Raw genomic sequence first — 9,361 nt, forward strand, 5'->3', positions numbered from 1 at the left:
GTCGGGACCTTCCTCGGTGCCGCGCCTCCTTGCGCGCACCGTGCAGGCCACTGTAGCAACGTCGTTACCGTTTCGTTACCTTCTTGCGCGGTCAGGTGCCGACGGATGACGCATCCGTCCGCGATCCCGCCCGGGCCACGGTCTCCGCCTCGACGGCGATCCGGTTCGCCATGCCCGCGAACACGATGCCGTGGATCGGCACGATCGACCACCAGTAGAGGCGCCCGGCGAGTCCCTTCGGGAAGAACACCGCGCGCTGCCGGTAGACCGACCCGCGACCGTCCGCCTCGGCCGACATCTCCAGCCAGGCCCGGCCCGGCACCCGCATCTCGGCGCGGAGCCGGAGGAACCGGGGCCGCTCGATCGCCTCGACCCGCCAGAAGTCCACCGCGTCGCCCGGGTACAGCGTGTCCGGGTCCCGCCGGCCGCGGCGGAGTCCGACGCCGCCGGACAGCTTGTCGATCCAGCCCCGGATCGCCCAGGCGAGCGGGAACGAGTACCACCCGTTCTCGCCCCCCACGCCCTCGATGACCGACCACAGCGACTCGACCGGCGCATTCGACCGGCGCTCGCGGTGATCGACGTAGACGGTGTACCCGGCCCAGTCCGGGTCGCTCGGCAGCGGATCGCTCGGAGCGCCCTCGACCTCGGCGTTGCGCCAGCTGGTCTCGACCTCGCCCGAGCGCTCCTTCTCGAGGGCCAGGCGCACCGAGCGGCGGTAGCCCACGAGCCCCTCGGGCGGCGGCGGGATGACGGCGTCGATGTCGTGCTCGCGCATGACGCAGTCGAACTGGAGCGACTCGATGATGGGGACCGCGAGCCGCCTCGGGATCGGCGTCACGAGGTTCACCCACTGGCCGGCCAGCCACGGGGTGAGCACGGGCAGCGCCGCGATCGGCCGCTGCCGGAGGCCCGCCTCGACCGCGTAGCCGTTCATGAGCTGCCCGTAGCGGAGGACGTCGGGCCCGCCGATGTCGAACGCGCGGTTCACCTCCGGCGGGAGCTCGGCGGCCCGGATCAGGTAGTGCAGCACGTCGCGCACGGCGATGGGCTGGATGAAGTTGCGGACCCAGCGCGGCGCCGGCATGTACGGCAGGACCTCGGTCAGGTGCCGGATCATCTCGAACGATGTCGAGCCCGACCCGATGATGACGCCCGCCTGCAGCACCACCGTGGGCACCCCCGACTCGAGCAGGATCTCCCCCACCCGGACCCGCGAGCGCAGGTGGCGCGAGAGCGTGCCGCCCTCCGGGTGGAGTCCGCCCAGGTAGACGATGCGGCGGACGCCGGCCGCGCGCGCGGCGGCGGCCACGTTCCGCGCGATGCGGAGCTCGGACTGCTCGAAGTCCCCCCGGCCGCCCATCGAGTGGACCAGGTAGTAGACGACGTCGATGCCGCGCATCGCCCGCGCGACCGCCGCGGCATCCGTGAGGTCGCCGTCGACGAGGTCGACCCCCGCGGCCCACGGCACGTCGCGCAGCCGCTCGGGACGCCGGACGACGACGCGGACGTCATGCCCTTCGTCGAGCAGGCGCGGCACGAGCCGCCCGCCGATGTAGCCGGTCGCCCCGGTCACCAGGATGCGCATGGCCCGACCCTAGCCCGCGCGGTGCGGGCCGGGCCGGGCCGGTGCTGTGAATCCTCCGAGGGCGCCCGAAGCGCCCTCGAGCCGCTAGCGCAGGCTCTTCGTGTGCCAGACCGTCTTCGTCTCGGTGAACGCCGCGATGCGGTCGAGCGTCGGCGCCGCGGCATCCGGGCCCTGCTCGGGACGGAGCACGCGCTTCAGGGTGTCGGCCGCCGCGATCTCGAGGTCGATCCAGTCGAGGTCGCCCGCGCCGACGAGGTCGATCGCGTTGACGTCGGCGTGGCTCGCGAGCCACGGGGCGATCTCGGCGGGCGAGCCGGTGAGCACGTTGACGACGCCCTTGGGCACGTCGCTCGTGGCGAGCACCTCGGCCAGCGAGATCGCCGACAGCGGGAACCGCTCGCTCGCGACGACCACGACCGCGTTGCCCGCGACGAGCGCCGGGGCGACCGCCGAGACGAGGCCGACGAGCGAGGAGTCCTGCGGGGCGATGATCGCGACGACGCCGGTCGGCTCGGGCACCGAGATGTTGAAGTACGGGCCCGCGACGGGGTTGGCGTTGCCTGCGACCTGGGCGAACTTGTCGGCCCAGCCGGCGTACCAGACCCAGCGGTCGATCGCCTCGTCGACCTGCGCGGCGGCCTGGGCGCGCGTGGCGCCCTCGGCATCCTCGATCTCGGCGATGAACTGGGCGCGACGGCCCTCGAGGAGCTCCGCGATGCGGTACAGCACCTGCCCGCGGTTGTACGCGGTGGCGCCGGCCCACCCGCCGACCGCGCCGCGCGCGGCGACGATCGCGTCACGGGCGTCCTTGCGGGAGGCCTTGGCGGCGTTCGCGAGGAACCCGCCGTCGGCCTTCACGACCTCGTAGGTCCGGCCGGACTCGCTGCGCGGGAACGCGCCGCCGATGAACAGCTTGTACGTCTTGGGCACGGCGAGGCGGCTCACTTCGCGGCTCCCTTCTTCGCGGGCTTGGGCGTTCGGCGGCGACGGGCGGGCCGCTCCTCGGCGGAGGCCGCGGCGGCCTCGACCGCGCGGGCGCCGCCCCGGGAGACGGAACCGGCCGTGGCGGGCGCGAGGTACGCGCCGAGGCCGTGGCGGCCGCCCTCGCGGCCGTAGCCGGACTCCTTGTAGCCGCCGAACGGGCTCGCCGGGTCGAACCGGTTGAAGGTGTTGGCCCAGATGACCCCCGCGCGGAGCTGGTCGGCGACCGCGAGGATGCGGCTGCCCTTGTCGCTCCAGATGCCGGCCGAGAGGCCGTACGGGGTGTTGTTCGCCTTCGCGATCGCCTCCTGCGGCGTGCGGAAGGTGAGGACCGAGAGCACCGGCCCGAAGATCTCCTCGCGCGCGATGCGGTTCGAGGTCTGCACGTTGGTGAAGATCGTCGGCGCGTACCAGAACCCGTTCTCGGGGATCTCGCACGGCGCGCTCCACCGCTCGGCACCCTCGTCGACGCCCGCCTCGGCCAGCTCGTTGATGCGCTCGAGCTGCTCGGCCGAGTTGATGGCGCCGATGTCGGTGTTCTTATCGAGCGGGTCGCCGAGCCGGAGCGTCGACAGGCGCTGCTTCAGCCGCTCGACGACCTCGTCGTGGATGGACTCCTGCACGAGCAGGCGGCTGCCGGCGCAGCAGACGTGGCCCTGGTTGAAGAAGATGCCGTTGACGATGCCCTCGATCGCTTGGTCGACGGGCGCGTCGTCGAAGACGATGTTCGCGGCCTTGCCGCCGAGCTCGAGCGTCACCTTCTTGTTCGTGCCGGCGACCTGCTTCGCGATCGCGCGGCCGACGGCGGTCGAGCCGGTGAACGCCACCTTGTCGACGCCCTCGTGCGCGACGAGTGCGGCCCCGGTGTCGCCGGCGCCCGTGATGATGTTCACGACGCCGGGCGGCAGGTCGGCCTGCTGCACGATCTCGGCGAACAGCAGCGCCGTGAGCGGCGTGGTCTCGGCGGGCTTCAGCACGACCGTGTTGCCGGCGGCGAGCGCGGGCGCGATCTTCCACGCGAGCATGAGCAGCGGGAAGTTCCACGGGATCACCTGGGCGGCGACGCCGAGCGCGCGGGGGTTCGCGCCGAGGCCCGCGTGGTCGAGCTTGTCGGCCCAGCCCGCGTAGTAGAAGAACCAGGCGGCCACGAGCGGCACGTCGACGTCGCGCGATTCCTTGATGGGCTTGCCGTTGTCGAGCGATTCGGCGACGGCGAGCTCGCGGGCGCGCTCCTGGATGAGCCGGGCGATGCGGAAGAGGTACTTGCCGCGGTCGCGGCCCGACATGCGCGACCAGGTCCGGTCGTACGCGCGCCGGGCGGCGGCGACCGCGTCGTCGACGTCGGCGGTGTTCGCGGCGGCGATCGTGGCGATGCGCTCCTCCGTCGCGGGCGACGAGGTGGTGAACGGCGTGCCGCGGCCGTCGACGAACTCGCCGTCGATGAAGAGGCCGTAGCTGTCGCGGAGCGAGAGGATCGCCCGCGACTCGGGTGCGGGGGCGTATTCGAGGAAGCTCATGGTTCTCGGTTCTCGATTCAGTCGATCGTGACGTAGTCGGGGCCGGAGTAGTGGCCGGTCGTCATCTTCTGGCGCTGCAGGAGCACGTCGTTCAGCAGGCTCGACGCGCCGAACCGGAACAGGTGCGGCTGCAGCCATTCCTCGCCGACCGTCTCGGCGACGGTCACGAGGTACTTGATCGCGTCCTTCGACGCACGGATGCCGCCCGCGGGCTTCACGCCGATGCGCTGCCCGGTCATGAGGTGCCAGTCGCGGACGACCTCGAGCATGAGCAGCGTGACGGGCAGCGTCGCGGCGGGCTGCACCTTGCCGGTGGAGGTCTTGATGAAGTCGCCGCCGGCGAGGATCGACAGCCACGAGGCCCGGCGGACGTTGTCGTAGGTCACGAGCTCGCCGGTCTCGAGGATGACCTTGAGCGAGGCGCTCGTGCCGTCGGGGCGGCGGCAGGCCTCCTTGACGGCGGCGATCTGGTCGAACACGAGCCCGTAGCGACCGGCGAGGAACGCCCCGCGGTCGATGACCATGTCGATCTCGTCGGCGCCGTTGGCGACGGCCTCGGCGGTGTCGGCGAGCTTGATCTCGAGCGAGGACCGGCCGGACGGGAAGGCGGTCGCGACCGCGGCGACCGCGATGCGGCCGTCGTCGGGGTCGCCGTGCAGGGCACCGAGCGCGTCGACCGCGTACGGGACCATGTCGCCGTACACGCAGACGGCCGCGACACGGGGGGTCGTGGCATCCGCCGGGTCGGGCACCATGGCCTTGGCCACGAGCGAGCGGACCTTGCCAGGGGTGTCGGCGCCCTCGAGGGTCGTGAGGTCGACGAGCGAGATGATGCGGTCGAGCGCCCACTTCTTGGACGTCGTCTTGATGGATCGGGTGCCGAGCGCGGCGGCGCGCTGCTCGAGGCCGACCGCGTCGACGCCCGCGATGCCGTGGAGGTACCGGCGGAGGGTGGCGTCGTCGGGCTCGCCGCCCAGCACGGCGAGCGCGCGCTCGCGGGCGGTGACCAGTGAGGTGCCTGACATGTGTTCCTGGCTTTCGGTCGTGACGGATGCCGCGGCGCGGCTCAGCCGTCGAGGAGGTGGAGTGCGGTGGCCTCGTCGGTGACGAGGACGGAGCAGAGGCCGGAGCGGACGACCGCGTCGGCGACGGGGTGCTTGGACTGCCCGGCGATGACGGCGATGCGCAGCCGGCCCTCGCGGAGTTCCTCGAGGGTGAGGCCGACGGTGCGCGCGTCGAGCGCGGGGTCGACGATGTTGCCGTCGGAGTCGATGTAGCGGCCGACGACGTCGCCCACGGCGCCCTTCTGCACGAGGAGGTCGACGTCGGCGTCGGTGAGGTAGCCGCTCTCGATGTGCACCGAGGAGTGGTCGGCGGGGCCGGCGCTGAACAGGTAGGCGTCGGCGGATCGGGCGAGTTCGATGACGCCGGCGACGACGCGGTCGGACTCGATGGCCTCCTTGGTCGCGAGGTGCTCGAGGATCGCGGGGCTCGGCAGCAGCGTGGCGTTGCCGCCGCCCTTCTGCGCCATCGCGACGGCCGTGGCCGCGGCGGTGCCGGCGCGGCGGTTGAGGCTGACGCCGCCGTTGATCTGCACCACGTTGACGCCCGTGGCCCAGCCGCTGCGCAGGTGCTGCGAGATCTCGAAGAGCGTGCGCCCCCAGCTCACGCCGAGGGTGCGCGGCACGGGCCGGAGCGCCGTGAGGTAGTCGGCCGCGGCCTGGGCGGTGCGCGCCTGCAGCTCGTCGGCGGAGCTGACGCCCGCGGACGAGACGACGATCGCGTCGTCGAGGCCGCGTTCCTCGCGGAGACGGCGTTCGATGGGCAGCCGTCGGGCACGCGGGTGCAGGATCTCGATGCGGATGAATCCGCGCTGCTTGGCCTGCGCGAGCAGGCGCCCGACCTTCCAGCGCGTCAGGCGGAGCGCCTGGCCGATCTCGTCCTGCGTCTTGTTCTCTTCGTAGTAGAGCTCCGCCGCCCGGATCGAGAGGAGTTCGTCGGTCTCGTCCATTCGTCTCCTTCCGCCGTCTTCCAGCGTAGGCTCGTGGTGCGCGTCCGGCAACATGCGCGGGCAGTTCTGCTCATATGAGCAGTCGGTGCCGGATGGTGCGCCCGTATGCTGGCCGCATGACGGCACCCCTCGCGCTCGCGGTCGATTTCGGGGGCACCAAGGTCGAGGCCGCGCTCGTCGACGACGGCGGACGCCTCGTCCCCGGTTCCCGCGCCCGGCGCGGGACGGGGCCCGACGCCGCCTCGGAGGCCCTCGACCGCGCGGTCGCCGACGTCGTCCGACACGCCCTGCGGGCGATGCCCGAGCAGACCGCACCGGTGGGCGTCGGCATCGGCAGCGCCGGGCCCGTCGATCTCGCCGCCGGCACGGTCTCGCCGCTGAACGTGCCCGCCTGGCGGCGTCATCCGCTCGTCGATCGCGTCGCGCGCCTCGTACCCGACGCGCCCGTGACCCTCGCGCTGGACGGGCTGTGCATCGCGCTCGCCGAGCACTGGGTCGGAGCCGGGCGCGGCGCTCGGAATCTCCTCGGCATGGTCGTCTCGACGGGCGTGGGCGGCGGGCTGGTGCTCGACGGCCGCCCCGCACCGGGCCCGACCGGCAACGCCGGCCACATCGGCCACGTCGAGGTCGGCGGCGCCGACGATCCCTGCGCGTGCGGCGGCAGCGGATGCCTCGAGGCCGTCGCCTCGGGCCCCGGCACGGTGCGCTGGGCGCGCGCCCACGGCTTCACCGGCACGACCGGCCACGACCTCGCCCGCGCCCACGCGGCCGGCGACCCGATCGCCCTCGCGGCCGTGGATCGCGCCGGCACCGCGATCGGCCGCGCGATCGCGTCGGCCGCGGGCCTCGTCGACCTGGACGTGGCCGCCGTGGGCGGCGGCTTCTCGCGGGTCTCCCCCGCACTGCTCGAGGCGGCACGGGCGGCGTTGGCGCGACGCAGCGCGTTCGATTTCGTCCGCCGCACCCGGATCGCGCCGTCCGGACTGTCGGACGAGGGGCCGCTGATCGGCGCCGCGGCCCTCGTGCACCTCGCGCGCAGGTCGGACTGACGGCCGCCTGCGGCGGTCGGTCAGGCGGAGGCGCGCGCGAGCACCTCGCCGACGCGCTCGCCGAACGTGCACTCCATCAAGTCGGCGGCGTCCCGATCGGTGGCCGCATCGACGCCGATGCCGGTCGCGAGCAGCGTGTTGATGAGCATGCCGTCGGCGAGGAACCGGTGGATCTGCTCGGGCGCCAGCCCGGCCTCGTCGCGCAGCATCCGGAACACCTGGAGGAACCCGTCGCGCGCGACCGGCCCGATCCCCGGGTCGGATCCCAGCATGAATCCGTGCAGCAGGGTGAGCAGGACCCCGCGGTCCTCGACGAGCCTGAGGTACGCCTCGCCGAGGCGCTGCTCGACCGACGCCTCCTCGGCGTCGACCGGAAGCGCGGCGCGGAAGGTCGCGAGGAGTCGCTCGAGTGTGTGTCGGAGCGTCTCGATGAACAGCTGCTCCTTGGTGCCGAACAGCCGCACGACGTACGGCTGGCTGATGCCCGCGGCGCGCGCGACGCGGTCGGTGCTGGTGCCGGCGTAGCCGAACTCCCCGAAGACGGCGATGGCCGCATCGAGGATCTGCTCGCGCCGCTCGTCGGCGGAGATGCGGTCGGAACGGGTGCTCATGCTTGACATGTTATCAGTCGATTACTACTCTCCCATCTTGTAATCATTCGATTACTTCATCCGACCGCAGGAGCGCACGTCATGTCATCCGTCCGCAGGGCCCCCGTCTGGCTCGTCCTCGTCGCCACCTCGCTTCCGATATTCATGGCGACCCTCGACAACCTCGTGATCACCAACGCGCTGCCCGTGATGGCCGCCGACCTCGGCGCCGACATCGAGCAGCTGCAGTGGTTCCTCAACGCCTTCACGCTCGCCTTCGCGACCTTCATCCTCCCCGCGGCCGCGCTCGGCGACCGCGTCGGACGTCGCACCGTGTTCGTCGCCGGCATCGCCGTGTTCAGTGCCGCGAGCATCCTCACCGCGCTGAGCACGGAGCCGTGGATGGTGATCGGCGCCCGCGCCGTGCAGGGTATCGGCGCGGCGGCGATCATGCCGCTCTCCCTCACGCTGCTCGCGGGCGCCGTCCCCACACGCCTCCGGCCGGCCGCGATCGGCATCTGGGGCGGCGTCTCAGGGCTCGGCGTCGCGCTCGGCCCGCTCATCGGCGGGCTCATCATCGAGGGCTGGAACTGGCAGACGATCTTCTGGATCAACGTGCCGATCGGTGCGCTCGCCATCCCGCTCGCGCTCGCGGTGCTGGCCGACGCGCGCGGCGAGCGACGGCCGATCGACCTGGCCGGCGTCGCGCTGGCCGGTGTCGGCGTGCTCGGGCTCGTCTACGGCATCGTGCGGGGCAACGAGGCCGGTTGGGCGAGCACCGAGGTGGTGGCCTCGCTCACCGCCGGCGCCGTGCTCCTCATCGCGTTCCTCGTGTGGGAGACGCGAACCGCGTCGCCCGTGCTCCCGCTCCGGCTCTTCCGCGACCGCAGCTTCAGCGTGGCGAACGCGGTCGGCCTCACCTTCAGCTTCGGCATGTTCGGCTCGATCTTCCTGCTCGTGCAGTTCCTCCAGGTCGTGCAGGGCCGGTCCGCGCTCGAGGCCGGGCTCATGACGACCCCCTGGACCATCGCCCCCATGGTCGTGGCTCCGCTCGCCGGGTTCATCGCACCGCGAGTCGGGACCCGAGCGCTCATGGTCGCCGGACTCGGTGCCCAGTCGATCGCCCTGTTCTGGATGGCCGGCATCCTCGATGCCGACGTGGCGTTCGCCACCCTCGTCCCGCCGTTCGTGCTGGCCGGGATCGGCATGGGGCTCGTCTTCGCCCCGATGGCGACCGCCGTGCTCGCGCACATGCCCGAGCGACACCACGCGAAGGCCTCCGGGACCAACTCGACCCTCCGCGAGATCGGCGGTGCGCTCGGCATCGCGGTGCTCACGGCGGTCTTCACGGGCGCGGGCGGCGCGCTCACGCCCGACCAGTACGTGGATGCCGCGATCCCGGCGATCGCGACCGGTGCCGCCGTGCTCGCCGCGGCGTTCGCGCTGGCCTTCCTCCTCCCGGCCGGTCGAGCCCAGCGCGGCGACGTCGCGCCCGACCCCGTGCCTGCCGGGCACGCCGACGCCGTTCCGACGCGGACCCCGGTCGGCGCGGGCGCGGCCGCCTGAGCGGGGACGGGCGGGGCGGGCCCGGGCCCGCCCCCCCCGTCGCGCCGCCCTTCAGTCGG

General features: G+C 72.8%; 8 protein-coding genes. 2 read left to right on the top strand and 6 right to left on the bottom strand.

Annotation, left to right across the window (positions count from 1 at the left end):
- Positions 1-91: 91 nt before the first annotated feature.
- The 5 genes from AVP42_RS02970 to AVP42_RS02990 all read right to left on the bottom strand — a co-directional run bounded on the left by AVP42_RS02970 (position 92) and on the right by AVP42_RS02990 (position 6,097).
- A complete protein-coding gene (locus AVP42_RS02970) occupies positions 92-1,588 on the bottom strand; it encodes an SDR family oxidoreductase (RefSeq protein ID WP_067945960.1) in 1,497 nt (498 codons plus the stop codon).
- Positions 1,589-1,672: 84 nt separating this feature from the next.
- On the bottom strand, positions 1,673-2,533 hold the full coding sequence (locus AVP42_RS02975; RefSeq protein WP_067945962.1) for an aldehyde dehydrogenase family protein: 861 nt from the start codon (positions 2,531-2,533) through the stop codon (positions 1,673-1,675).
- Positions 2,530-4,086: an aldehyde dehydrogenase family protein gene (locus AVP42_RS02980; protein WP_082846945.1), complete on the bottom strand. Its 1,557-nt coding sequence runs from the start codon at positions 4,084-4,086 to the stop codon at positions 2,530-2,532. Before AVP42_RS02980 ends, AVP42_RS02975 begins: the two co-directional genes overlap by 4 nt.
- 17 nt (positions 4,087-4,103) lie before the next feature.
- Positions 4,104-5,111 (bottom strand): deoxyribose-phosphate aldolase, encoded by a 1,008-nt coding sequence (gene deoC, locus AVP42_RS02985; RefSeq protein WP_067945964.1) that lies wholly within the window; start codon positions 5,109-5,111, stop codon positions 4,104-4,106.
- A 41-nt stretch (positions 5,112-5,152) separates the two neighbouring features.
- Positions 5,153-6,097: a sugar-binding transcriptional regulator gene (locus tag AVP42_RS02990; RefSeq protein WP_067945965.1), complete on the bottom strand. Its 945-nt coding sequence runs from the start codon at positions 6,095-6,097 to the stop codon at positions 5,153-5,155.
- Positions 6,098-6,213: 116 nt separating this feature from the next.
- Between AVP42_RS02990 and AVP42_RS02995 the strand changes: the two genes are divergently transcribed.
- Positions 6,214-7,146: an ROK family protein gene (locus AVP42_RS02995; protein WP_067945968.1), complete on the top strand. Its 933-nt coding sequence runs from the start codon at positions 6,214-6,216 to the stop codon at positions 7,144-7,146.
- Between the two features lie 20 nt (positions 7,147-7,166).
- Here AVP42_RS02995 and AVP42_RS03000 read toward each other — a convergent pair whose 3' ends face one another.
- Positions 7,167-7,757 (bottom strand): TetR/AcrR family transcriptional regulator, encoded by a 591-nt coding sequence (locus tag AVP42_RS03000; RefSeq protein WP_197466939.1) that lies wholly within the window; start codon positions 7,755-7,757, stop codon positions 7,167-7,169.
- Between the two features lie 81 nt (positions 7,758-7,838).
- On the opposite strand from AVP42_RS03000, the gene AVP42_RS03005 reads away from it, so the two are divergent.
- Positions 7,839-9,302, top strand: a complete 1,464-nt coding sequence (locus AVP42_RS03005) for a DHA2 family efflux MFS transporter permease subunit (protein WP_067945972.1) — start codon at positions 7,839-7,841, stop codon at positions 9,300-9,302.
- Positions 9,303-9,361: the final 59 nt, after the last annotated feature.

The organism is Agromyces sp. NDB4Y10 (assembly GCF_001620055.1).
GTDB classification, from domain to species: Bacteria; Actinomycetota; Actinomycetes; order Actinomycetales; family Microbacteriaceae; genus Agromyces; species Agromyces indicus.